The organism is Novosphingobium sp. PY1 (assembly GCF_017312445.1).
GTDB lineage: Bacteria > Pseudomonadota > Alphaproteobacteria > Sphingomonadales > Sphingomonadaceae > Novosphingobium.
In genome coordinates, this window is the sequence record NZ_BLTI01000016.1 from 38500 (window position 1) to 63217 (window position 24718).

At 65.3% G+C, this 24718-nt stretch carries 21 protein-coding genes; 14 read left to right on the forward strand and 7 right to left on the reverse strand.

Going from position 1 to position 24718, the window contains the following annotated elements; translation table 11 throughout:
* The first annotated feature begins 38 nt into the window (after positions 1-38).
* The 5 genes from J3474_RS19865 to J3474_RS19885 all read left to right on the forward strand — a co-directional run bounded on the left by J3474_RS19865 (position 39) and on the right by J3474_RS19885 (position 8189).
* Positions 39-608: a DUF2062 domain-containing protein gene (locus J3474_RS19865; protein WP_013834052.1), complete on the forward strand. Its 570-nt coding sequence runs from the start codon at positions 39-41 to the stop codon at positions 606-608.
* Between the two features lie 17 nt (positions 609-625).
* Positions 626-3058, forward strand: coding sequence for a PAS domain-containing sensor histidine kinase (locus J3474_RS19870; RefSeq protein WP_207095466.1), 2433 nt, complete (start codon positions 626-628; stop codon positions 3056-3058).
* A 201-nt stretch (positions 3059-3259) separates the two neighbouring features.
* Positions 3260-4336 carry a recombinase RecA gene (gene recA, locus J3474_RS19875; protein ID WP_007014750.1) on the forward strand — a complete coding sequence of 359 codons (1077 nt, stop codon included), beginning with the start codon at positions 3260-3262 and terminating at the stop codon, positions 4334-4336.
* 213 nt (positions 4337-4549) lie between these two features.
* Complete coding sequence (gene alaS, locus J3474_RS19880) at positions 4550-7201, forward strand: alanine--tRNA ligase (protein ID WP_207095338.1); 2652 nt, start codon at positions 4550-4552, stop codon at positions 7199-7201.
* A gap of 28 nt (positions 7202-7229) precedes the next feature.
* On the forward strand, positions 7230-8189 hold the full coding sequence (locus J3474_RS19885; protein ID WP_085997516.1) for a glutaminase: 960 nt from the start codon (positions 7230-7232) through the stop codon (positions 8187-8189).
* Here the strand turns inward: J3474_RS19885 and J3474_RS19890 are convergent.
* The gene (locus tag J3474_RS19890; RefSeq protein WP_013834048.1) at positions 8180-9961 is read right to left on the reverse strand and encodes a cation:proton antiporter; all 1782 of its coding nucleotides are present in this window, start codon (positions 9959-9961) and stop codon (positions 8180-8182) included. The two genes, J3474_RS19885 and J3474_RS19890, sit on opposite strands and share 10 nt — an antisense overlap.
* Positions 9962-10144: 183 nt before the next feature.
* Here J3474_RS19890 and J3474_RS19895 point away from each other — a divergent pair, with 183 nt between their 5' ends.
* The 4 genes from J3474_RS19895 to J3474_RS19910 all read left to right on the forward strand — a co-directional run bounded on the left by J3474_RS19895 (position 10145) and on the right by J3474_RS19910 (position 13995).
* Positions 10145-10942 (forward strand): outer membrane protein assembly factor BamD, encoded by a 798-nt coding sequence (locus J3474_RS19895; protein ID WP_013834047.1) that lies wholly within the window; start codon positions 10145-10147, stop codon positions 10940-10942.
* Between the two features lie 83 nt (positions 10943-11025).
* Complete coding sequence (locus J3474_RS19900; protein ID WP_007014755.1) at positions 11026-11469, forward strand: Rrf2 family transcriptional regulator; 444 nt, start codon at positions 11026-11028, stop codon at positions 11467-11469.
* 113 nt (positions 11470-11582) lie between these two features.
* On the forward strand, positions 11583-13247 hold the full coding sequence (gene recN / locus J3474_RS19905) for a DNA repair protein RecN (protein ID WP_207095339.1): 1665 nt from the start codon (positions 11583-11585) through the stop codon (positions 13245-13247).
* Positions 13248-13302: 55 nt separating this feature from the next.
* A complete protein-coding gene (locus J3474_RS19910; RefSeq protein ID WP_207095340.1) occupies positions 13303-13995 on the forward strand; it encodes a DUF4396 domain-containing protein in 693 nt (230 codons plus the stop codon).
* Here J3474_RS19910 and J3474_RS19915 read toward each other — a convergent pair.
* Positions 13979-14479, reverse strand: a complete 501-nt coding sequence (locus J3474_RS19915) for a DUF2165 family protein (protein WP_207095341.1) — start codon at positions 14477-14479, stop codon at positions 13979-13981. The two genes, J3474_RS19910 and J3474_RS19915, sit on opposite strands and share 17 nt — an antisense overlap.
* Positions 14480-14597: 118 nt before the next feature.
* Here J3474_RS19915 and ligA point away from each other — a divergent pair, with 118 nt between their 5' ends.
* Positions 14598-16688 (forward strand): NAD-dependent DNA ligase LigA, encoded by a 2091-nt coding sequence (gene ligA / locus J3474_RS19920; protein ID WP_242528521.1) that lies wholly within the window; start codon positions 14598-14600, stop codon positions 16686-16688.
* Between the two features lie 64 nt (positions 16689-16752).
* On the opposite strand, the gene J3474_RS19925 is transcribed toward ligA, so the two are convergent.
* The 3 genes from J3474_RS19925 to bla form a co-directional block, all read right to left on the reverse strand.
* Positions 16753-17055, reverse strand: a complete 303-nt coding sequence (locus J3474_RS19925; protein WP_013834041.1) for a DUF1153 domain-containing protein — start codon at positions 17053-17055, stop codon at positions 16753-16755.
* A 557-nt stretch (positions 17056-17612) separates the two neighbouring features.
* Positions 17613-18512, reverse strand: a complete 900-nt coding sequence (locus J3474_RS19930) for a 50S ribosomal protein L11 methyltransferase (protein ID WP_007014760.1) — start codon at positions 18510-18512, stop codon at positions 17613-17615.
* On the reverse strand, positions 18509-19429 hold the full coding sequence (gene bla, locus J3474_RS19935; protein WP_207095343.1) for a subclass B3 metallo-beta-lactamase: 921 nt from the start codon (positions 19427-19429) through the stop codon (positions 18509-18511). Before bla ends, J3474_RS19930 begins: the two co-directional genes overlap by 4 nt.
* A 149-nt stretch (positions 19430-19578) precedes the next feature.
* Here bla and sdhC point away from each other — a divergent pair, with 149 nt between their 5' ends.
* From sdhC to J3474_RS19955, 4 genes are read left to right on the forward strand one after another with little or no spacing between them, the layout of a single operon-like run.
* Positions 19579-19974 carry a succinate dehydrogenase, cytochrome b556 subunit gene (gene sdhC / locus J3474_RS19940; protein WP_038576757.1) on the forward strand — a complete coding sequence of 132 codons (396 nt, stop codon included), beginning with the start codon at positions 19579-19581 and terminating at the stop codon, positions 19972-19974.
* A gap of 12 nt (positions 19975-19986) precedes the next feature.
* Complete coding sequence (gene sdhD, locus J3474_RS19945; RefSeq protein WP_207095344.1) at positions 19987-20373, forward strand: succinate dehydrogenase, hydrophobic membrane anchor protein; 387 nt, start codon at positions 19987-19989, stop codon at positions 20371-20373.
* Positions 20373-22181, forward strand: coding sequence for a succinate dehydrogenase flavoprotein subunit (gene sdhA, locus J3474_RS19950; RefSeq protein ID WP_007014764.1), 1809 nt, complete (start codon positions 20373-20375; stop codon positions 22179-22181). The genes sdhD and sdhA overlap by 1 nt, the downstream gene beginning before the upstream one ends.
* Before the next feature lie 4 nt (positions 22182-22185).
* Entirely contained in the window at positions 22186-22884 is a 699-nt protein-coding gene (locus J3474_RS19955) for a hypothetical protein (protein ID WP_207095345.1), read from the forward strand.
* Between the two features lie 220 nt (positions 22885-23104).
* Here J3474_RS19955 and J3474_RS19960 read toward each other — a convergent pair whose 3' ends face one another.
* Both J3474_RS19960 and J3474_RS19965 read right to left on the reverse strand, forming a co-directional pair.
* Entirely contained in the window at positions 23105-23791 is a 687-nt protein-coding gene (locus J3474_RS19960; RefSeq protein WP_207095346.1) for a hypothetical protein, read from the reverse strand.
* A 50-nt stretch (positions 23792-23841) separates the two neighbouring features.
* Complete coding sequence (locus J3474_RS19965) at positions 23842-24711, reverse strand: neutral zinc metallopeptidase (protein ID WP_207095347.1); 870 nt, start codon at positions 24709-24711, stop codon at positions 23842-23844.
* Between the last annotated feature and the right edge of the window lie 7 nt (positions 24712-24718).

Below are 24718 nucleotides of genomic sequence, written 5' to 3' on the forward strand. Positions count from 1 at the left end.
GCATTTTCCGTCGCATCTCCACTTCGCTGCACCGGCGCATGCCGTCGCGGGAGGATTTCGAGCGCAATCGCTGGATAGCGCCGATTGCCCACCGCGTGCTCAGCCCGGAACTGTGGCGCTATACCCGCCGCTCGGTGCCGCGCGGGGTGGCGCTTGGGCTTTTCGCCGGTTTCATCGTCCCTGTCGGGCAGATCTTCCTTGCCGCGTTCCTCGCGCTTCCAGCGCGCGCCAATGTGTCGATCGCCGCGCTCGTTACCTTCGTAACCAATCCTTTCACCTTGCCGTTCTGGGTGGTGGTCGCCAATCGGGTCGGTCGCTTCTTCCTGCATGTCGATCCCACGGGAGTGGCGTCCGCGGTCGGCAGCGGCATGGACCACAGCGGCTGGGATACGCTCGTCTGGTTCGCCCAGTCCGCGGGGTTCGCTGCCGTCGGCTTCATCGTGCTTGCCATCGTCGCTTCCGCGCTCGGCTATGTTCTTTCCGGCCTGATCTGGCGCAGCTGGATCGGCCGCAAGCACCGTGCCCGCCGCCTTCGCCACGCCCAGGCCCGTGCCGAGCGCGAGGCCCGCGCCCGCGAGGCCGGTGCGTCGCTTGAGGCGGCTGCGTGAAGCTGATCGACGAGGCCATGCGCCAGGGTCGCCAGACAGACTTCCTGGTGGTCGGCCTGGCGATGGCTTTCAGCGTGTTGCTGGTCGGTCTCGCCACTCAGGATTCGCTCGCCACTTCCGTCTATCTCGGCGCGATCATTGCCTTGGCGGGGCTGGCCTGGTTGATCGTTCGCAACCGGCCTCAGGAGGCCGAGGCCGAGTTCGCCCAGCCTGACTGGTCGGTAACGGTCGCCGCGATCGACCGGCCGGACATGGCCATTGCCGTGACCGATCGCGCCGGACGGCTGACTTGCGCCAATGCCAGCTTCGAGGCGTGGTTCGGCACCAGTTACGCGCCGCCGCGCCTTCCGCTCGACGAACTTTCGCTTGAACGCCTTGCCGATGCCAGCCGCGCAGCCTGGCGCGACGGCGCCGCTTCCGCCGATGTGGCCGCCGGGCCCGAGTATCCCGGCGGAGCGCGGCAATGGCGGATCGAAGTGCGCCGTTCCGGTCGCGGCGACGACTTTCTCGTCTGGCGCATCGCGCCGGTCAGTTCGGTGGACCTCATCGGCGATATCGTGACCCAGCTTGAGGGCAAGCTTGGCAAGGGCCTCGCCCGTGGCGGGATCGGCGCTGCCCTGGTCGAACCGGACGGCATGATCCGCGCCGCCAGCAAGGGTTTCGCGCTGCGCGCTGCCGGCGACGAGGCAATCGATCTCACCGGCGAGGATTTCGTCTCGCTGCTCAGCCAGGAGGAAGGCGAGCGCATCGGCTGGGCGCGCGACAATGGCCGCGGCAGCCCGCTGGTCCTCTATCACGTGCCGGTCGCCGATCCGGACTCGCCGGTCGAGCCAGACCCCAACACGACCCCTTCGCTGATGTTGGTGATGGAGGCCGGACAGGGGATCGGCGCAGCGGGCGGCGGCGGGAATTCCGCTCCGCATCTGGAAGCCCTGCTCAGCCAGTTGCCTCTCGGCCTCGCCATGGCCGACCGTGACGGGCACCTCCTGTTCGCCAACCCCGCCTTCATGCGCGCGGCCGGACGCGAAGGGCAGGATCCGCCGACTTATCCCACTGACCTCGTCGTTCGCGAGGACAAGCGCGCGCTGTCCGAATCGATCCGCCGTTTCGCGCAAGGGCCCGCTGCCGCAGGCGACATCGCGATTCGCCTGACTGCGCAGCCCGACGATCCGGTCTCGCTCAGCCTTGCAGGTGTGCGTGGGCTGGGTGAGCCCGCGGTCCTGCTTGGCCTGACCGACACTTCGGAGGAAACCCGGCTCAAGCGGCAGGTCGCCCAGGCCACGAAGATGCAGGCGGTCGGCCAGTTGGCCGGCGGCGTCGCGCATGATTTCAACAATGTGCTGACCGCGATCCTGGGGACCTGCGACCTCATGCTGATGCGCCATACGCCGGGCGACTCGGACTATGACGACATCCAGCAGATCCGCGCCAATTCAAACCGTGCCGCATCGCTGACCCGCCAGCTGCTCGCCTTCTCGCGCCAGCAGACGCTGCGGCCCGAAGTGCTGCAGCTGCCCGACGTCGTTGCCGATGTGTCGCAGATGCTGCGCCGCCTGATCGGTGAGAAGATCGAGCTGGTCGTTTCGCACGACCGCGATCTCGGACCGGTGCGCGCCGACCCGACCCAGCTCGAGCAGGTCATCGTCAACCTCGCGGTCAACGCGCGCGATGCGATGCAGTCGTCCAGCGCCAAGAAGGGCGGTGACGGCTCGGGCGTCCTCACCCTCGCGACGCGCAAGGTGACCACGACCGACGTGCGCGCGATGCGCAGTGAGATCATCCCGGCGGGCGAGTACACCGCGCTCATCGTCGAGGATACCGGTGGCGGCATCGCGCCCGAGCATCTGGGCAAGATCTTCGAGCCGTTCTTCACCACCAAGGAGCAGGGCAAGGGCACCGGGCTGGGGCTTTCGACCGTTTACGGCATCGTCAAGCAGTCGGGCGGCTTCATCTTCGCCGAGAGCGAAGTGGGCAAGGGCACGCGCTTCATCGTCTACCTGCCGGTCTATCACGTTGCTCCGGGCACGACGCCGACTCCGTCGGTCAAGGAAGAGGCGCCCGTGCTGAGCCAGTGGGCCGGCGGCGGGCGCATCCTTCTGGTCGAGGACGAGGACCCCGTGCGCATGGTCGCCGAGCGCTCGCTCACGCGGCAGGGCTACGAAGTCACCAGCGCCCGCGACGGGGAAGAGGGGCTCGCGCTCGTGGAAGAGGGCGGCCAGTTCGATATCGTCGTTTCCGACGTCGTCATGCCTTCGCTCGACGGCCCGGCCATGGCGCGCGAAATCCGCAGGCTGCAGCCGAACCTGCCGGTACTGTTCATGTCGGGTTATGCCGAGGAACAGCTGCGCAAGGAGATCGGCCTGTCGAATGCCTGGTTCATGCCCAAGCCGTTCTCGGTCCAGCAGCTTTCCGAGAAAGTGGGCGAGGTCCTCGCGCGCACGGCCAAGTAAGGCCCGGCGCTCCCTAACGCGTTGATTTCCGGCCCGCTGTCCGCGCTGCGGTCCGGCGCCTTCTCGCGCTGCCTGCGCCTGCCGCAATTAAATTTGGGAAAACTCCCGTTGTTCCCCTCTTGTTCACGGAGAACAAACGCGATACATCGGGGTCCGCGACGTTGACCTTTCCGGTCAGGCCGGTAGCAAAGGGGAAGTGAAATGGCTGCTCAGCTCAAGCTGATCCAGGAAGGCAAGGATAAGGACTCCATGGACCGTCAGAAGGCGCTCGACGCAGCGCTCGCCCAGATCGATCGCGCGTTCGGCAAGGGCAGCGCGATGAAGCTCGGCTCGAAGGAGACGATGCAGGTCGAAGCGATCTCGACCGGCTCGCTCGGGCTGGATATTGCGCTTGGAGTCGGCGGACTTCCCAAGGGCCGCGTGATCGAAGTCTACGGGCCGGAAAGCTCGGGCAAGACCACGCTGGCACTGCATGTCATCGCCGAAGCGCAGAAGGCTGGCGGCACCGCTGCCTTCATCGATGCCGAGCACGCGCTCGACCCGGTCTATGCCAAGAAGCTGGGCGTCGACATTGACGAGCTGATCGTCTCGCAGCCCGACACCGGCGAACAGGCGCTCGAAATCACCGATACGCTGGTGCGCTCGAACGCGATCGACGTGCTGGTGGTCGACTCGGTCGCCGCGCTCGTTCCCCGGGCAGAGATCGAAGGTGAGATGGGCGACAGCCACGTCGGCCTCCAGGCCCGCCTGATGAGCCAGTCGCTGCGCAAGCTGACCGGCTCGATCAACCGTTCGAAGTGCATGGTGATCTTCATCAACCAGCTGCGCATGAAGATCGGCGTCATGTACGGCAACCCGGAGACCACCACCGGCGGCAATGCGCTCAAGTTCTATGCCTCGGTCCGTCTCGACATCCGCCGTACCGGGCAGATCAAGGACCGTGATGAAATCATCGGCAACGCAACCCGCGTGAAGGTGGTCAAGAACAAGGTCGCGCCGCCGTTCAAGCAGGTCGAATTCGACATCATGTACGGCGAGGGCATCTCCAAGATCGGCGAAATTCTCGACCTCGGCGTCAAGGCCGGCATCGTCGAGAAGTCGGGCGCCTGGTTCTCCTACGATTCGATTCGCATCGGTCAGGGGCGTGAGAACTCGAAGAACTACCTGCGCGAGAATCCCGAGGTCTGCGAACGTCTTGAAAAGGCGATCCGCGCCAAGACCGAAGGGCTGGCCGAGGAAATGATGGCAGGCCCCTCGGACGAGGATGGCGCCGAATAAGTCGTCCGCCCCTTTGCAGGAACAGGAACCCCGGTGCGTTGCGCCGGGGTTTTTGCTTGGGGGAGGCACGGTGCGCGAAGGCCTGCGCGACCGGCAAAGCTACCTCCGGCGTAGCCGATTTGCCGCATATCTGCGGATTATCGCAAAAACCGAACAGCCTGACGGTGCCTTATAGCTTGTCGGTTTCGCGCCTGTGCCTTATCGGCCCGAATTATGCAGACGACCAACGAAATCCGCCGGTCCTTCCTCGACTATTTCGCCAGTAATGGTCACGAGGCCGTCCAGTCCGCGCCGCTCGTTCCTTACAACGACCCGACGCTGATGTTCGTGAATGCCGGCATGGTGCCGTTCAAGAACGTGTTCACCGGCCTTGAGACCCGCGCCACCCCGCGCGCGACGTCCTCTCAGAAGTGCGTACGCGCCGGCGGCAAGCACAATGACCTCGACAATGTCGGCTATACCGCGCGCCATCACACTTTCTTCGAAATGCTGGGGAATTTCTCCTTCGGCGATTACTTCAAAGAACAGGCGATCACCCACGCCTGGACCCTGCTGACAAAGGAATGGGCACTTCCGGTCGAGAAGCTGCTGGTGACGGTCTATCACACCGACGACGAGGCCTTCGACCTGTGGAAGAAGATCGCCGGCCTGCCTGAATCGAAGATCATCCGCATTCCCACCAAGGACAATTTCTGGGCGATGGGCGACGATGGCCCGTGCGGTCCGTGCTCGGAAATCTTCTACGACCACGGCGACCACATCTGGGGCGGCCCTCCGGGAAGCCCCGAGGAAGACGGCGACCGCTTCATCGAGATCTGGAACCTCGTGTTCATGCAGTTCGAGCAGGCCGCGGGCGAAATCGTCGGCGATCTGCCCAAGCCCTCGATCGACACCGGCATGGGGCTCGAGCGTATCTCTGCAGTCATGCAGGGCGTCCATGACAATTACGACATCGACACCTTCAAGGCGCTGATCGCCGCTTCCGAGCACCTCACCGGCGTGGCCGCCGAAGGCGACAGCCGCGCGAGCCACCGGGTCATTGCCGATCACTTGCGCTCGACCAGCTTCCTGCTTGCAGACGGCGTGCTGCCGTCGAATGAGGGCCGCGGCTATGTCCTGCGCCGCATCATGCGCCGCGCCATGCGCCATGCGCACCTGCTGGGCGCCAAGGACCCGCTGATGCACCGCCTCGTGCCGGCACTCGTCGCCGAGATGGGCCAGGCGTACCCCGAGCTCGGCCGTGCCCAGCCGCTCATCGAGGAGACGCTGGAACGCGAGGAAGTGCAGTTCCGCCGGACCCTGTCGAACGGCCTCAAGCTGCTCGACGAAGCCACCGCCGAAATGGGCGAGGGTGCCCGCCTGCCCGGTGAGACCGCGTTCAAGCTCTACGACACTTACGGCTTTCCTTATGACCTGACCGAAGACGCCCTGCGTTCGCGCGGCATCAGCGTCGACAAGGATGGCTTCGACGCCGCCATGGCGCAGCAGAAGGCCGCTGCCCGTGCGGCCTGGAAGGGGTCGGGACAGACCGCCGACAACGAAGTCTGGTTCGACATCGCCGAGCGCGAGGGTGCGACCGAATTCACCGGCTATACTTCGACTTCCGGCGAGGGCCGCGTCGTGGCGCTGGTGAAGGACGGCAAGGAAGTCGAAACCGCTTCAGCCGGCGATGAAGTCATCGTCCTGACCAACCAGACCCCGTTCTACGGCGAATCGGGCGGACAGGTCGGCGATGCAGGCACGATCACCGGTCCCGGCGGCCTTGCCATCGCGATTGCCGAGACCGCCAAGCCGCTTGGCCGCCTGCACACCATGACCGGCAAGGTCGAGGCCGGGCTGATCAAGGTCGGCGAGACGGTGAACCTCGTCGTCGACGTTGTGCGCCGCGATGCGATCCGCGCCAACCACTCGGCCACCCACCTGCTGCACGCCGCCCTGCGCAACCGCCTGGGCGATCACGTCACGCAGAAGGGCTCGATGGTGGCGAGCGAGCGCCTGCGCTTCGACTTCTCGCATCCCAAGGCGCTCGATGCCGAGGACATCGCCGCGATCGAGGCTGAAGTGAACGCCGAGATCCGCGCCAACGATCCGGTCATGACCCGCCTGATGACGCCCGACGATGCCATCGCTGCTGGCGCCATGGCGCTGTTCGGCGAGAAGTACGGCGACGAGGTGCGCGTCTTGTCGATGGGCCGCAGCAATGGCGGCAAGACTTACTCTGTCGAGCTGTGCGGCGGCACCCACGTCAACGCAACCGGCGACATCGGCGTGTTTCGCATCGTATCGGAAAGCGCCGTCTCCTCCGGCGTGCGCCGTATCGAGGCGCTGACCGGCGAGGGCGCGCGCCAGTGGCTGGTTGGCCGCGAGGAAGCGCTGAAGAATGCCGCCGGTATTCTGCGCACTACCCCCGAAGACGTCGAAGCCCGCGTCGCGGCCCTGCTCGATGAGCGCAAGAAGCTCGAGCGTGAACTGGCCGAGGCCAAGAAGGCGCTGGCGCTCGGTGGCGGCGGCGCTGCCGCGGCCGGTCCGGCCGACGAGGAAGTCGATGGCGTGAAGTTCTCGGGACAAGTCCTCGAGGGCCTCGATCCCAAGGAACTGCGCGGACTGCTCGACCAGGCCAAGCAGCGCCTCGGTTCGGGCGTTGCGGCGATCGTGGCGGTCAACGAGGGCAAGGCATCCATCGCCGTGGCCGTGACCGACGATCTCAAGGACAAGGCCAGCGCGGTCGATCTCGTGCGCAAGGGCGTCGAGGCGCTCGGCGGCAAGGGTGGCGGCGGTCGTCCGGACATGGCGCAGGGCGGCGGTCCCGACGGTTCGAAGGGCGCCGATGCCATCGCTGCGGTAAAGGCGGCGCTCGCCGGCTGATCGGCCGGATGTAATGGAGATGTCGGCAATGGATCCGGGGCGCAATGACATCGGCCGGATCGTTGCCGAGATCGCCGAGGAAATGCGCGGCCATGCGCATCGCGGCAAAGTGGCGGACTACATTCCGCCGCTCGCCTGCGTTCCGGTCGAGAAATTCGGTCTGGCCGTGGTCATGGCCGACGGCACCGTCCACTGCGCGGGCGATTGCGACGAGCCGTTCTCGATCCAGTCGATTTCCAAGGTCTTCGCGCTCACTCTCGTGCTGGGCGCGGTGGGCGACCAGTTGTGGAAGCGGGTAGGGCGCGAGCCGTCGGGATCGGCTTTCAACTCGATTGTCCAGCTCGAGACCGAACACGGCATCCCGCGCAATCCTTTCATCAATGCCGGGGCAATCGTCGTGTGCGATGTCCTGCTGGGAGGGCTGCAGCCGCGCGAGGCGATTGGCCAGATGCTGCGCTTCGTGCGCGAGCTGGCGGGCGACGACACCATCGCCATCGACGAGACGGTTGCCCGCGCCGAGCAGGAGACCGGCTTTCGCAACATGGCGCTGGCCAACTACATGCGCGCCTTCGGCAATATCCATGCGCCGGTCGACCTGGTGTTGGGTACCTACTTCCACTTCTGCGCGCTGGCCATGAGCTGCCGCCAGCTTGCCCTGGCAGGGCGGTTCCTGATGGCAGATGGACGCAATCCGGTGAGCGGCTTCAGCGTCGTCACCCCGCGCCGGGCGCGGCGCATCAATGCGCTGATGATGTCCTGTGGGCACTATGACAATTCAGGTGACTTCGCCTATCGCATCGGCCTGCCGGGCAAATCGGGCGTCGGTGGCGGCATACTTGCGGTCGTGCCGGGAATCGCCAGCATCGCCGTTTGGTCGCCGGGGCTGAACCGCAGCGGCAATTCGCATCTGGGGCAACTCGCGCTCGAACGGCTCGTGCAGAAGACCGGGTGGTCCGTGTTCGAGCCGCGCGTCGGCAGTCAGGCGTGAAGGCTGTCCTCGAGCGATGAGGACTTGAGCGCGGGTTTCTCCGTGAGCCCGCCCTGTTCCATGATGCTTTCGCGAAATTCGTCGCGCTTTTCGTGGATCGAGGCGATGACAGGCCCCATGGCAACGCCGGTTTCGATCAGCACCGCTTCCGACAACTGCAGCGAGCTTTCCAGCGTTTCCGGCACGGCATGGGTTGCGCCGGCGCGGTAGAGCTGGGCTGCGTGCTCGGGATCACGAGCGCGTACGAGAACCGGAAGGTCGGGGAATTGCTGGCGCAGCTTGCGCACCATGCGTTGGGCCGTGACCGGTTCGTCCATGGTCAGGATGACCGCGTTGGCCTGATCGGCACCGAGCCGCATCAGGGCATCGCCGCGTCCGGCATCGCCGAAGGAAACGGTATAGCCAAGGCGCTTGCCCTGGCTGACGAGGTCGGTGTCCGAATCGATGGCGATGTACGGCTTGTTGTGAGTGGCAAGCATGTCGGCGACAAGGCGACCGACGCGCCCGAAGCCGACGATCACGGTGTGCGGCTCGCCGGTATGCTCTGGCGGCTGGTGCAGCGGCTCACCGGCATCGACGCGCCGTGCCATCATGCGCCCGAACAGCGATAGCAGCGGCGTAACGGTCAGGCCGATGGCGGTAACGATCTGCCAGAACATCGCCGTGCCGGGCTGGATCAACTGCGCCGATCCAGCCGCGGTAAGCACGATGAGCGTGGTTTCCGAAGGGCTCGACATGAGGATGCCGGTTTCGGTCGAAGTGCCGCGCCTGGCCCCCATCATGCGCAGAAGCAGCCCGGTCACGACGGCCTTGAGCAGGATGACGCCGACCGTGGCGACTAGGATCGAGCCGAGGTTCTCCCAGATCACCTGCAGGTCGATGCTCATGCCGATGGTGATCAGGAAGACACCCAGCGCGAGCCCCTTGAACGGCTCGGTGATCTCCTCGACTTCGGAATGGTATTCGGTTTCGGCGATCAGCAGGCCGGCCACGAGGGCCCCGACGATCGGCGAGAGGCCGGCGGCGGCGGTCGCCAGCGAAGCGAGGATGACGACCAGCAGGCTGGCAGCCAGGAACAGTTCCGGGCTCTTCGTGCGTGCCGCTTGGGCGAACACCGGCGGCAGCAGGTAGCGCCCGAACACCAGCAGCGCGAAAATGACGACGGTGCCCCAGATCAGTGTGTTGATGAGGTTGCCCATCCCGTCGGCTTCGGCATGGGGTGCCAATGCGCCGAGAAGGAAGATGATCGGGACCAGCGCGATGTCCTCGAACAGGAGCATCGAGAGAGCGGCTCGTCCGACCGGCGTCGTCGTGTTGGTGATCTTGAGAACCAATGCGGTCGAGGACAGGGCGAGGGCAAGGCCCAGTGCCAGCGCGCCGGTGAAGTTCTGGCCGATGGCCGAGAGGATGAAGGTCAGCGACCCGCCGATGACGATGAGTTCGAGAGAGCCGAGCCCGAAGACCAGTCTTCGCATTTGCCACAGTCGGCCGAACGACAGCTCGAGCCCGATGGAGAACAGCAGGAGGATGATGCCGAACTCGGCGAAGACCTCAAGCCCGCTTGGGTCGGTAATGGTTATGTGGGCGAGCCATGGATAGTCGAAGACGTGGCGCCCCAGTCCGAACGGCCCTACCAGCACGCCGACCAGGATGAACCCGATGACCGGCGTAATGCGAAAGCGCGAGAATACCGGGATGACGATGCCTGCCGCACCGAGGATGACGAGAGCGTCGGAAAGAACGGGTGAGTAGAGTTCGCTGGAGCCGGCCATGTGCCGGTCACTATGGCAGGCGAAGCGAATTTGTCACCTTCGAAGCTGCATTTTCCGGCCATTTGCGCTGGCAGGGCAGGGGCTTGCTGGCGCGAGGGACGACAGGGGCGGTGACGCGGACGACTGGGCATACCCGCGTAACTTCACTTGGCGTTCAGCAAAGCGCTGGTTATAGACCCCGCCATGTTCGAACGCTCGCGTCTGAAGACCGCCCTGCTTGCCGCCGCCACTGGCGCGATTGTCCTCACTGCCGGTTGCGCCGGTCGCGGGGGGGCAAACAAGGATACCGCCTACGTCGCACGCGACGTCGACACGCTCTATGCAGCGGCCAAGGAGCGCCTCGACACGGGCCGCACCAAGCAAGCCGCTGCGCTGTTCGACGAAGTGGAGCGCCAGCACCCCTATTCGCCCTGGGCCCGCCGCGCCCAGCTGATGAGCGCCTTCAGCTATTATGCCGCACGCGACTACAACAAGGCGATCCAGTCGGCGCAGCGCTTCCTGTCGATCCATCCGGGCAACAAGGACGCGCCTTACGCCTATTATCTGATCGCCATCTGCTACTACGAGCAGATCAGCGACGTGACCCGCGACCAGCGCACGACCGAGCAGGCGAAGCAGGCGCTGACCGACATCACGCGCCGCTATCCGACCACGCCCTACGCGGCGGACGCCAAGCTCAAGCTGGACCTTGTCAACGATCACCTCGCCGGCAAGGAGATGACCATCGGCCGCGCTTACGAGCGTCGCGGCAAGTGGCTGGCGGCAACGCTGCGCTTCCGTAACGTGGTCGACAACTTCCAGACCACCAGCCACGCGCCCGAAGCGCTGTTTCGCCTCGTCGAGGGATATCTCTCGATGGGCATTCCAGAAGAGGCGCAGAAGGCCGCGGCGGTGCTGGAGGCAAACTATCCGGGCAGCAAGTGGTACGACCGCGCCTACAAGCTGATGACGCGTTACGCTCCGGAGAACGTCGCAGCCTAAATGGTGCGGGCCGTCCTTTAGGGGATGGGTTTTCTCTACTGGACAGGTTGACATGATACTGTGCCCCCGCGCAGTGTCCCGTCATGCTGTCGCAGAAAACCCGTTACACCATCCGCGCCCTGCAACATCTGGCTGACAACTACCTCAAGGGCTGCGTGCGTCTCGACGAGATTGCAACGGCGCAGAACATCCCGCGCAAGTTCCTGACGGTGATTCTCTCCGAACTGGCGCGCGACGGCATAGTCATCTCCCACAGGGGGCGCTCTGGCGGCTATGAGCTGGCGCTGCCGCCGGTCGACATCCGCTATGGCGACATCATCCGCATTACCCGCGGCAGTCTCGCGCTCGTGCCTTGCGCCAGCCGCAATGCGCACGAGACCTGCGCCAATTGCCTGCCGGAGGCCGAATGCCGCCTGCGTGGCCTGATGCTGACCTTGCGGGACGAGACCGCCAACATGCTCGACCGCCTGACCCTGGCCGACCCGATCGATCCCGAGCCGCCGGTCCTCGCCGAGCCTGAATACTGATTTCCGCCCGGCCATGGCCGTTGCGCTTCGCGCACAGTTGGGGGAAACTGGCAGGCAAGGCGCGCAATCGCGGGTGACGCGCGAAAAAGACTTCGCTAGAACGCTTCGCGAACATGCTGACCCGGCTTTCCATCCGCAATATCGTATTGATCGAGGCGCTGGATCTCGATTTCGCCGGAGGGCTTGGCGTCCTCACCGGTGAAACCGGGGCGGGCAAGTCGATTCTGCTCGATGCGCTGGGCCTGGTGATCGGCAACCGAGCCGACAGCGGGCTGGTGAGGGCGGGCGAGCCGAAGGCCAGCGTGACTGCCAGCTTCGAATTTTCAGCGCTTCCGCCTGCCGTCCATGCGGTGCTCGAGGATGCCGAGATCGATGTCGAGCCGGGCGAACCGCTGATCCTCAAGCGCCAGCTCAAGGCGGACGGCGGCTCGAAGGCCTTCCTCAACGACCAGCCGGTGAGCGTCGCGTTGCTGCGCGAAATCGCTCCGGCGCTGGTCGAGATTCACGGCCAGCATGACGATCGCGGTCTCGTCAATCCGCGTGGACACCGTGAACTGCTGGATCGCTTTGCAGGCGGAGACGTCGCCGGCGTCGAGGCGGCTTGGAAGGACTGGCGCAAGGCCCAGGATACGCTGGACGAAGCGCGGGCCCGGGTCGCCAAGGCGGCGGAGGACCAGGACCTGCTGGTCGCGCACCTTGCCGAACTCGACGGGCTTGCGCCGGAAGAGGGCGAAGAGGAACAACTCGCCCACGCCCGCGCCGACATGCAGAAAGGCGAGAAGCTCTCCGAGGACCTCTCGGCACTGCAGCACTTGTGGGAAGGATCCGATTCGGCGCTTGCCAGCATGCGCGGCGCGGCGCGGCGGCTCGACCGCATCGCTGGTGAGCACGAATTGCTGGCCGAGGCTCTGGCCGCGCTGGACCGCGCGGTGATCGAGGCGAGCGAGGCGGAAGAAAAGCTCGAGCGCGCTGCCGAGGCGCTGGCCTTCGATCCGGCCGAGCTGGACAGGATCGAGACGCGCCTGTTCGATCTTCGCGCCGCAGCCCGCAAACACGGTTGCCAGGTCGATGACCTGCCCGGTCGCATGGCGCAAATGCAAGAGGATCTGGCGGCCATCGAGGGCGGCGAAGAGCAGGTTGCGGGGCTTGAAAGGGCGGCGGGCAAGGCCGCGCTTGCCTACCATCAGGCGGCGAGCGCCCTGCACGACCTGCGCCGGGCGGCGGCCAAGCGGCTCGATGTGGCCGTGGCGTCGGAACTGGCCCCGCTCAAGCTCGATGCGGCGCGCTTCCAGACCTCCGTGGCGAAACTGCCCGAGGAACGCTGGGGGCCGCAGGGCATGGACGCGGTCGAGTTCCTGATCAGCACCAACCCCGGCGCCGATTTCGCGCCGCTCGCCAAGATTGCCTCGGGCGGCGAGCTTTCGCGCTTCATCCTCGCGCTGAAGGTCGCGCTGGCCGAAGAGGGCGGGGCATCGACGGTGATCTTCGACGAGATCGACCGGGGCGTGGGCGGCGCGGTTGCCTCGGCGATCGGCGATCGCCTGGCGCGGCTCGCCAGCGACGGGCAGCTGCTGGCGGTCACGCACAGCCCGCAGGTCGCGGCACGCGGGCGGCGGCACTACATGATCGCCAAGTCCAGCGAAGGCACGGTCACGCGCACCTCTGTTACCCTGCTGGGCGACGGCGACCGCAAGGAAGAGATCGCCCGCATGCTTTCCGGCGCGGAAGTGACGGACGAGGCACGGGCCCAGGCCGACAGGCTGCTCGAAGGCGTGTGAACGGCCTCCCGCAACGCGTTCGGAGCCAATTGCCTTGCGAGCCGTTGCAAAGGGCATGGCTACGCCGCAATTTCCCTACTGGCTCCACGCGCTGTCCATTGTCTCGCTGATCCTTGGCCTTGCCTGTGCCATCGTCATCGCGATCCATCAGCGAAGCCATCCGCCGAAAATGGCGGTCATGCAGTGGGTCTGGCCGCTGGCCGCGCTTTTCGGCAGCGTGATCTGGCTGGCGCTCCATTTCCGGGCACAGCGGGCAGACGAAGACGTGCCGATGTGGTTGTCGGTTGCCAAGGGTGCAAGCCACTGCGGTGCGGGTTGCACACTGGGCGACATTATCGCTGAATGGCTGGCCTTCGCTTTCCCGGCGATTGCCGTCTGGCTGGGCTGGCACACGGTCTTCCCCGAGAAGACGTTCGCGGTCTGGATCCTCGATTACGTTCTGGCTTTCGGCATCGGCATAGCCTTCCAGTACTGGGCCATCGTGCCTATGCGGGACCTGTCCTTTGGCAAGGGCGTGACGGAGGCGGTCAAGGCGGACTTCCTCTCGATCGGCGCTTGGCAGGTGGGCATGTACGGCCTGATGGCCGCCGGACAGTTCCTCTGGTTCCGGCCCGCCTATGGCGACATCGCCGAAGTCGCCTCGCCCGAATTCTGGTTCCTCATGCAGATCGCCATGCTTGGCGGTTTCGTGACGGCCTACCCGGTGAACTGGTGGCTGGTGCGCGCCGGGATCAAGGAGCGGATGTAGCCTCTTCGCCCCGCTGGTTGAGCACGATCAGCAGCAGGACGTAGGACGCGCCGAAAATCCACGAGCTGTAGAACGGATCGCGCCCGGCTTCGATCTGCCACATCTGGTACCCGGCCCCGGCCAGCGCCTGGAAAAGTCCCCACCAGTTGGCGACCGCGCAGGCAATGCCGACCTTGGCTATGCGCACGCCGCCGGCAAAGGCCGTAGCGTCATTGCGTCCCGCCAGCATCTTCGCACCGGCCCATAGCAGGAGCACGCCTGCCGCAGCCTCCAGCGCGAAAACGACGATCATGGCAACCGCCACCAGCGCGGGAGGCGGTACCGGCAGCAATGTCACCGGATAGGCCTTCTGGTCGGCATGGCTGGTCACGTAAGTGAAGAAGGCCTGTGCAGCTTCGATATTGGCAATGTTGTGCACGACATAGAGCAGTGCCATGGCACCGAGAATGAGCGCGAAAAGCGCTTTGAGGAGCCTGTCGATCATGGCTATCTCCCTGTTGCCCGCCCGCAGGTTAACATGGGCAGGGACGAATAAGGAAACGGACCGCCAAGTGGCATCTGACAGCGAATCGATTACCGAAGCCGAAGCCGCCAACGAACTGATGCGCCTTGCGCGCCAGATCAATCGCGCCAACCGCCTCTATCATGCCGAGGATGCGCCGGAGATTCCCGACGCCGAGTACGACGCCCTCGTGCGCCGCAATGCGGAACTGGAAGCGGCCTTTCCCGATCTTGTGAGAGCGGACAGTCCGTCGAACCAGGTCGGTCACGAAGTCGCGGCCTCGCCCCTGTCCAAAGTTCGTCATGAGGTTCGCATGATGAGCCTCGACAACGCCTTCACCGACGAGGAAGTGGGCGAATTCGTCACGCGCGTGCGACGTTTTCTCTCGCTCTCGGCGGATGAGCCGGTGGTCATGACCGCCGAGGACAAGATCGACGGTCTGTCCTGCTCGCTGCGTTACGAGAACGGCAAGCTGGTCCGCGCGGCGACGCGAGGCGACGGACAGGTGGGCGAAGACGTCACCGCCAATGTCGCCCACATCCCGGACATCGTGCAGGAGTTGCAGGGCGAAGGCGTACCCGAGGTCTTCGAGGTGCGCGGCGAAGTCTACATGGAAAAGGCCGCTTTCCTCGCACTCAACCAGGCTCTGATGGAGGATGCGCGCAAGGCTGCCGAAGCCAGGGGCGAGACGCTCGACGAAAGCAAGGTTCGCCAGTTCGCGAACCCGCGCAATGCCGCCGCCGGTTCATTGCGCCAGAAGGACGCCAGCGTCACAGCCCGGCGTCACTTGCGCTTCTGGGCGCATGGCTGGGGTGCTGCCAGCGAAGTGCCGGGCGAAAGCCAGCATGAGGTCGTGCGCAGGATCGAGGCCTGGGGCCTGCCGGTCTCTCCCCAGTTCCGTCAGTGCCGCTCGCTCGACGAAATGCTGGCTGCCTACCGCGAGATCCGTGACGGTCGCCCCGACCTGCCGTTCGAGATCGACGGCGTCGTCTACAAGGTCGATCGGCTCGATTGGCAGCAGCGCCTTGGTTTCGTGGCGAAGGCGCCGCGCTGGGCCATGGCGCACAAGTTTCCCGCCGAGCGGGCCGAAACGACGCTGGAAGCGATCGACATTCAGGTTGGCCGCACCGGCAAGCTGACGCCGGTCGGGCGGCTGAAGCCCGTGCTGGTCGGCGGCGTCACCGTAACCAACGTCACGCTGCACAACCGCGACGAGATTGCGCGCCTTGGCGTGCGGCCGGGCGATACGGTGGTGCTGCAGCGGGCAGGGGACGTCATCCCGCAGGTTGTCGAGAACCTCACCCGCGAGGCCGAGCGCGCGCCTTTCGAGTTCCCCGATCATTGCCCCGAATGCGGCTCGGAAGCCGTGGCAGAGGAAGGCGAAGTCGACGTGCGGTGCACCGGCGGCCTGATCTGTCCGGCCCAGCGCACCGAGCGCCTCAAGCATTTCGTGAGCCGCGCCGCGCTCGACATCGAGGGGCTGGGCGAAAAGACCATCGACGAATTCTTCGCCAAGGGCTGGCTGGAAAGCCCTGCGGACATCTTCCGTCTCAAGGACCGCAGGGACGAGATCCTCGCGCTTGAGGGATGGAAGGACAAGTCTGTGGAAAACCTGTTGAGTGCTGTGGAAAGCAAGCGCGCTCCCGATGCCGCGCGGCTGCTTTTCGGGCTCGGCATACGCCATGTCGGCGCAGTCACTGCGCGCGACCTGATGAAGCGGTTCGAGACCCTGCCGGCCCTGCGCGCCATTGCCGAGAACGCGCATGCGAAGGACGGCGAGGAACAGGCCGCCCAAGCTTCGGAAGCCTATGCCGAACTTACGTCCATCGATGGGATCGGACCGGCCGTGGTCGAGGCGCTGGGCGACTTCTTCCACGAGGAGCACAACCGCGAGGTCTGGGACGACCTGCTCTCGCTGGTGTCGCCGCCGCCCTACGTCGTGGAGACGAGGGACAGCGCGGTTGCAGGCAAGACGGTGGTTTTCACCGGCAAGCTGGAAACGATGAGCCGCGATGAGGCCAAGGCCCAGGCCGAGCGTCTGGGAGCCAAGGCATCAGGATCGGTTTCGCCGAAGACCGATCTGGTCGTGGCCGGGCCGGGAGCCGGGTCCAAGCTGAAGAAGGCGGCGGACCTGGGAATCGAGGTGATCGACGAGGCGCAATGGGCGGAAATCGTGAAGGCTGCCGGCTGAACACGCATCAGCCGCCCGTGCCCCGGTGATTTCCGCCCATCGGCCGCTCCATGACTGGGTCGGGTCAGGAGCGGCGGCTCTGCCTTTCGTGAATCTGGCGATAGTGCTGAACACGCGTCGCACGGAGTCCGGGCATGCCTTCGCGTTCTATCGCACGTTGCCACGAGGCCAATTCCTCGAGGGTCAGGCCGTAGCGTTCGCAAGCCTCGGTTGCCGACAGCAGCCCGCCATTGACGGCTGCGACGACTTCCGCCTTGCGCCTCACGACCCAGCGCGACGTATTCGCTGGAGGCAGATTCTCTCGCTTGAGAGCTTCACCCAGGGGCCCGACGACCGTCTCAGGACGGGTCCGTTCAGATTGCAGCATGTGATGCCTTTCGAGCTAGTTAGTACCAGCCCCCCTTGGCCTCAGATTCTTGGCTCAAAGTGTTAATGACCGCTCACTTGAAATGGTTAATTTCATCTTAGGGAACGAACTCCAAGAGTTTGAGTAACTTGGGTAATCTTCCAGAGTGTGAGCGGCTGATCGTTTACTTTTGCTTCACGTTTCTTAACCTCTCGGTCCCGGTGCCGAATGGATGTGCAAACCTCTGAATTCGTGCGGATTGCTCCCAGGAGGCGAGGGCCAAAGGAAGCGGGCGCGTTCCTCGCCGGGGCCGCTGCCCGGCCGCCGCAGACGCTGAAAACCCGGCTTCGAAGGGCCTGGAATGACTTTTTGGCGCGGTTATCGGGACGACCTGCGCGAAGAGTGCGATGGGCCGTTGCCAGGGGCTTTCCGTTGGACGCCCGAAACCTTTCGCGCAGAAGTGCCAAGGCGCGCTGCCGTTGCCGCAGCGGTCCTTCGCCAGATCAGGAATCGGTGGGGGATGAGGCCCGATGCGCGGCACAGTATTAAGCCGCGCATCGGGATCTATCCGCAGGGTACTAGCGGCGCTTGCGCAACCACAAAATCGACCAGTCGCCGTTTACGAGTCGGGCTGCGAGTCGCATTCCCGCCTTGCGGCAGGCAGAGCGCACGGCGGTTTCCTGAGTCTCGAGCAGACCCGCCAGGAGCAGGTGCCCGCCCGGAACCAGCGAGGTCGCGAAGTCCGGGGCCAGGCTCACCAGCGGGCCGGCCAGGATGTTCGCCATGATCAGGTCGTAGGGCCCGCGCGCCGCGAGCAGGGGATGGTTCATGCCATCCGCCACCGTCATCACGAGTTGGCCGCCGCGCGGCCCCATGGCGATGCCGTTCGCGGCGGCATTGTCGCGCACGACGTCGACGCAGACCTGATCGATGTCGCTGGCCGTCGCGAGCGCCGATGGCCAGAGCGTCAGCGCGGCGAAGGCGAGAAGACCGGTGCCGGTGCCGATATCCGCGCAGTTGCGCACGACAACGCCCTGCTTGCGCATGTGCGTCAGCATCGAAAGGCAACCCGCGGTCGTCGCGTGCTGGCCCGTGCCGAAAGCCTGGCTGGCGGGAATGGTGAAGTCGGTCACGCCCGGTTCGTTCACAGCCGGGTGATCGGGCGTGTGGACGTGAAAGCGACCGGCGCGGATCGGCTCGAGACCCTGCTGGCTTGTAACGAGCCAGTCGGTGTCCGGCAGCTGCTCGACGATCAGTTCCGGAACCTCGCCGGCAAAGAGCGCGGCAATCGCGCCTTTCTCGGCTTCGCCCGGCTCGTCCGCGAGCCAGGCTTCGAGTTGCCAGTCGTCCGGCTTGTCCTCGGCGATCTCGCTTCCGGACAGGACGATCTGCGGATCCCAGTCGAAGGCGTCCTCATGGGCGAGGAGGGCACCCTCGATGACGCTGCGCGGGGCAAAGGCGGTGATCTTCCAGCTCACTGCGCGGCCTCCCCGGCTTCCTCGGCGAGGCGCTTGGCGAAATAGCTTCCTGCAGCCTGCGAATAGGCGGCGCAGGCCTGTGCGTTCACCAGTGGGGCCTTGCCTGAAAGGCGGTCGAACAGGTTGCTGGCCGAGGGGTGGGGGGTGACGAGAATGTCGCAGGGCAGCTGGGCGATTCGCGACAGGCCGGTGCGGATCCTCGCGATGCGATCGGGATGATCGGAGAAGCGATAGTCGTCGGCCGAGATCGTCGTGGCACTGTCCGCATAGGCGATCATCCTGCAGGTGAAGGCTTCATCGCAGGCCTGCCAGGTCCAGCTTGCCGATCCGGGCGAGTGGGCGGGAGTTTCATGTACGGTCAGGGCAAGCCGGCCAAGCGTGACCGAGTCCCCGTCGACAAGGACGCGCGCGACATGGACAGGGGGAAAGCCCTCGATCAGGCCGGACTGGGGGTCATCGGCAGAAGGCTTGCCGCTTTCCAGCGCCTGCCGAGCCGAGGCCACAGCGGCGATCTGCGCGCCGGTGGCCTTCTGCAGCTCGGCAATGCTGCCGGCATGGTCATGATGTTCGTGGCTGGTGAGAATCCAGCGTACGTCCGCGGGATCGAAGCCAAGCTCGCGGATGTTGGCGAGGACCAGCGGCGCGGCGTCAGCCGGGCCGCTGTCAATCAGGACATGCCCATCGTCGGAGGTGACGAGGATCGAGGCGATGCCGCAGGTGCCGACGTACCAGGTGTTGCCGTATATATGCGCAGGCGGTGCGGGGTGCGACCAGCCTTCGCGGCCGTCGAGGCCCTTGCAGGTCGTCGCGAGAGTGGTTGGGGGCGCTTTGGCCGCGCTGTCGCGGGCCTGTGCGATCGAGGGGGGAGTAGCGGCGATCAGCGCCGCCAGGACCATGTTCTTGACGATGCGACTCATGTGGGCCGCTTTAGTCCCCACCCGTTACATAGGCCAGTAGGCGCGCGATAAGTTGCCTTGCGGAACTTGCACGCTGCCGCGATTTGGCTAAGGGGACTTCGACGAAGGCAGTGTCACTGGCTGCCGCAGGCAAGGGGATTCGCAAGAGCATGGCAAACGCCGGTACCAAGAACCGTCCGCTGTCGCCGCACCTCCAGATCTGGCGCTGGGGTCCGCACATGTTCGTTTCGATCATGCACCGCGTGACCGGAAACGGAATGGCTTTCGCTGGACTGGGCGTGCTGTTGTGGTGGCTTGGCGCACTCGCAAGCGGGCCTGCCGCTTATGCGACTTTTGCATGGGCCATGACCACTCCGATCGGTTACATCGTGCTGGTCGGCATCTCCTGGGCCTTCTTCACCCACATGATGAGCGGCCTGCGCCACTTCGTGCTCGACATCGGCGCCGGCTTCGAACTCAAGACGAATCGCACCTGGTCGATCCTTTCGCCGGTCCTGGGCGTGGTTCTCACCGTCGCCTTCTGGGCGATCCTGCTGCTTCGCTGAGGAACGAAAACAATGGGTAACGGAACATCCATCGGCCGCGTTCGCGGCCTCGGCTCGGCCAAGACCGGTGCGCACCACTGGCTGGTGCAGCGCTTCACCGCCATCGGCAACCTGCTGCTGGTGCTCTGGCTCGCCGTCTCGATCCTGCTGCTGCCGGACATGACTTACGCCTCGGTTTCCGAGTGGCTCTCCACGCCGGTTCCGGCGACGGCAATGGCGCTGCTGGTCGTGTCGACCTTCTGGCATGCACGCATCGGCCTGCAGGTGGTGGTCGAGGACTATGTCCATGAGCACGCCAACAAGTTCGCCTGCATCGCCGCCCTGAACCTTGCCGCATTCGCTGGCGCCGCCTTCGGCGTCTTCTGCGTCGTCCGCCTCGCGCTGGGAGCCCACGCCTGATGTCCGCCCCTGCTTACAAGATCATCGACCACATCTATGACACCGTCGTCGTCGGCGCCGGTGGTTCGGGTCTGCGTGCCACGATGGGCTCGGCCGAAGCCGGCCTGAAGACCGCGTGCATCACCAAGGTCTTCCCGACCCGTTCGCACACCGTTGCGGCGCAGGGCGGCATCGCCGCCTCGCTGCAGAACAACACGCCGGACCACTGGACCTGGCACATGTACGACACCGTCAAGGGGTCGGACTGGCTGGGTGACCAGGACGCCATCGAATACATGGTGCGCGAAGCTCCGCAGGCGGTCTACGAGCTGGAGCACGCCGGTGTGCCCTTCAGCCGCAACGCCGACGGCACGATCTACCAGCGCCCGTTCGGCGGCCACATGCAGAACATGGGCGAAGGCCCGCCGGTGCAGCGCACTTGCGCCGCCGCCGACCGTACCGGTCACGCCATGCTGCACGCGCTGTACCAGCAGTCGCTGAAGTATGACGCGGACTTCTTCATCGAATACTTCGCGATCGACCTGATCATGGACGGCGGCAAGTGCGTCGGCGTGATTGCGCTGTGCCTCGATGACGGCTCGATCCACCGCTTCCGCTCGCAGGCCGTCGTGCTTGCGACCGGTGGTTACGGCCGCAGCTACTACACCGCCACTTCGGCCCATACGTGCACCGGCGACGGTGGCGGCATGGTCCTGCGCGCCGGCCTGCCCCTGCAGGACATGGAATTCGTGCAGTTCCACCCGACCGGCATCTACGGCGCGGGCGTGCTCATCACCGAAGGCGCGCGCGGCGAGGGCGGCTACCTCACCAATTCCGAAGGCGAGCGCTTCATGGAGCGCTACGCGCCTTCCGCGAAGGACCTCGCCTCGCGCGATGTCGTCTCGCGCTCGATGGCGCTGGAAATCCGCGAAGGCCGCGGCGTCGGTCCGCACAAGGACCACATCTACCTGCACCTCGATCACATCGATCCCAAGGTGCTGGCAGAGCGTCTGCCGGGCATCACCGAGAGCGGCAAGATCTTCGCGGGCGTCGACCTGACTCGCCAGCCGCTGCCGGTCGTCCCGACCGTGCACTACAACATGGGCGGCATCCCCTGTAACTATCACGGCGAAGTCGTGACCATCGGCCCGGACGGCAATCCGGACACCGTGGTCCCGGGCCTGTTCGCTGTGGGCGAAGCCGCATGCGTTTCGGTCCATGGCGCCAATCGCCTGGGTTCGAACTCGCTGATCGACCTCGTGGTCTTCGGCCGTGCGACCGGCCACCGCCTCAAGGAAATCGTCAAGGCCGGCGCAGCGCAGCCCGAACTGCCGAAGGACTCGGCGGACATGGCTCTCACCCGCCTCGACCACTTCCGCAATGCCAACGGCGGTTCGCCGACCGCGGAAGTCCGCACCGAGATGCAGCGTACGATGTCGGCTCACGCCGCAGTGTTCCGCACCGACGAACTCATGGTCGAAGGCAAGCAGAAGCTCGCCGACACCTATGAGCGCATGCAGGACATCAAGGTCACCGACCGCGGCCTGATCTGGAACTCGGACCTGGTGGAAACGCTGGAACTCGACAACCTGATCTCGCAGGCTTCGGTAACGCTGCACGGCGCGCAGGCGCGCAAGGAAAGCCGCGGCGCCCACGCGCACGAGGACTTCCCGAACCGCGACGACGCGAACTGGATGAAGCACACTGTCGGCTGGTTCAACGGCTGGGGCGGCAATGGCGGCGAAGTCCGTCTCGACTACCGTCCGGTCCACGAATATACGCTCACCGACGATGTCGAGTACATCAAGCCCAAGGCGCGCGTTTACTAAGATCATGGCGGGGCGCGCGGCGATCCTGAAATCCTGGGTCGCCGCCGCGCCCCTGCTTGCCCTGCTTCACCCGGCCCCCGTCGCCGCGAAGCAGGAGCCTCCCGCCCGGGAGGCAGTAGATCCGGCATCGATTGCCGGCACTTACGACGGTTCCCAGATGGAAATGGCCGCCTGGCTGGAACTGGGCGATGATGGCCGGTACCGCTATGCGCTGAGCTACGGCGCTATCGACGAATATTCGTCGGGAACCTGGACCCGCCAGGATGGCGGCATCGTACTCAACAGCGATCCGTCCACGCCGCCGCAATTCGAACTGCTGGGGACCGAGCAGGGGACGGGCGCACCCGATGCCGTGACGCTCCACCTCGAAGGGACCGGCAACCTGCCGATCTCTTTGTTCAGCGCTGTCGTCGAGCGCGGCGACGGCACAAGATCACTTGTCGACTTTTCCGATGGCGCACTTGAAATCCCGGTTGTCGATGGCGGGCAATTCGTCTCGATCAGCCTGGCCCTGCCGATCTACGAGATCCGCGGTGAAGCGATCCCGGTGCCAGAAGCGTCTGGCAAATCGCTCTATTTCGCGTTCCATGCCAACAGCCTCGGCTTCAAGGCCTTCGACAATGCCGGCCTGTTCGAAAGCGACGGAATGTTCCTGCTTGAACGCCATGGGCGCGAGATTGCGTTCCACAAAGTCGGCGATTGAGGGGATTCGTCTGCCTTGCGGCAAACGCGCGTCTCCAATCTCCGCTGCGAAGGCATGCTCTGCCGGAGTTGTCGTAGACCCCAGTCTCAAGGCGGCTCCCGGGCGACGATCCTAGACGAAGCAGTCCAGGGTTTGGTCGCGGATGGTTTGCATGCGTGGTGGCCGCCGGCAGTGCCAGGGGCGCGTCGCATCGATTTCAGGGTGACGTGAGCGCTCCCTGTCAGGGAACCTTCTGGACGACCGGTTCGGAAACGATGGGAACGCCGGCGCTTGTCGTCTCCTGCGCCTTGCCGTCCTGCTGCCTGTCGTCCTTGCGCTCTTCCTGCGACTTCTTGTCATCGTCCTTCTTATCGTCGTCCTTCTTGTCATCATCCTCCTCGTTCTGGGCGAGATAGGCGTTGATCACCTTGGGCGTAGCGGGTGAGGCGGGGTAGGCGCAGCCGCGCTGGGCGCCCACGCCCTTGAGAAAGCCGCGGCGGGCCAGTCCCGCCTGAATGGCGGCACGCACGGCGCGCTCCTGCGCATTGGCGCCGGAAAGTTCGCGGATGAGCCCGCGGAAGGGAATGAAGGAACTGACCACCCACTTGGCGACGCGCCCGGCACTGACCCGGTCGCGTGCCTCCTGCGGCAGGTCCATGTCCGGGCCGAGGATCGTATCGAGCCGCTCGACCGCGGCAACGAGCTGCTTGCACCTGCCAAGGTCGGTAAGGTCGTAGGGCTTGTCGATTGCCTCGATCAGGATCGGTGGAATTTCTTCCTTTGTGATGTTGAGATCGGTCGTGGGAGTCTTGGCGACGTCCATCACATCGGGGTCGCTGTCGGTGATCGGCTTGTCCTGGCTGCGCGCTTCGGCCTGGCTCAGCGAGAGCGTTGCAGCCACGGTAACCAGGAAAAACGATCTCAGCACTCGCACCCTTCAGGTCCTTTCACTCGGGAAACCGGGAGCGGCCATCTCCCCTACTGTTGATTGAACGTATCGCAGGCGTCCTCGTTCCCGGTCTCGATGCCGCGCCGCAGCCACTGCATGCGCTGGGCGCTGCTGCCGTGAGTGAAGCTCTCCGGGCTCACCGAGCGACCGGCCCCGCGCATCAGGGCATCGTCGCCGATGGCACTGGCAGCGGTCATGCCTTCCTCCATGTCTCCCGGTTCGATCAGGTCGGCATGTTTGCCGGCCCAGACACCGGCATAGCAATCCGCCTGGAGTTCCATGCGCACCGACAGGGCATTGGCCTGCGAGGGGTTCTGCTGCTGCGCATTGCGGACCTTCCGGTCGAGCCCGAGAAGGCTTTGCACGTGGTGGCCGTACTCATGGGCAATCACGTAGTAGCGTGCGAAGTCTCCGCGCGCGCCGAGCTGGCGGTCGAGCTGGTCGTAGAAGGACGTGTCGATGTAGATGCCCCGGTCGGCGGGGCAGTAGAACGGTCCCATTGCGCTTTGCGCAGCGCCGCAACCGGTGCGGGTGCCGCCGGTGAAGAAGTTGAGCGTGGGTTGATCGAAGGCGATGTCGGCCCGTTCGAACAGCGGTTGCCATGTCCGGTTCAGCGAATCGAGCGCGTTGCAGGCCTCCAGCGAATAGGCATTGGCTTCGCAGATCGCGGTGGCATCGGTCGGGGCTGCACGGCTATCGGGCGAGGGCTGCTGCTGTTGCTGCACTTCGCTGATGGTGCCGAGCATCTGCGCCGGATCGAGCCCGAAAACGAGCGCGCCGATCAGGACGAGGACGATCGAGCCGCACCCCAACTTCGCTCCGCCTCCACCCGGAAAACCGCCGCCGCCGCCACCCCGGCGTACCTTGATATTCGCAGGATCGAACCGGTTGAGCCGCATGATGGGG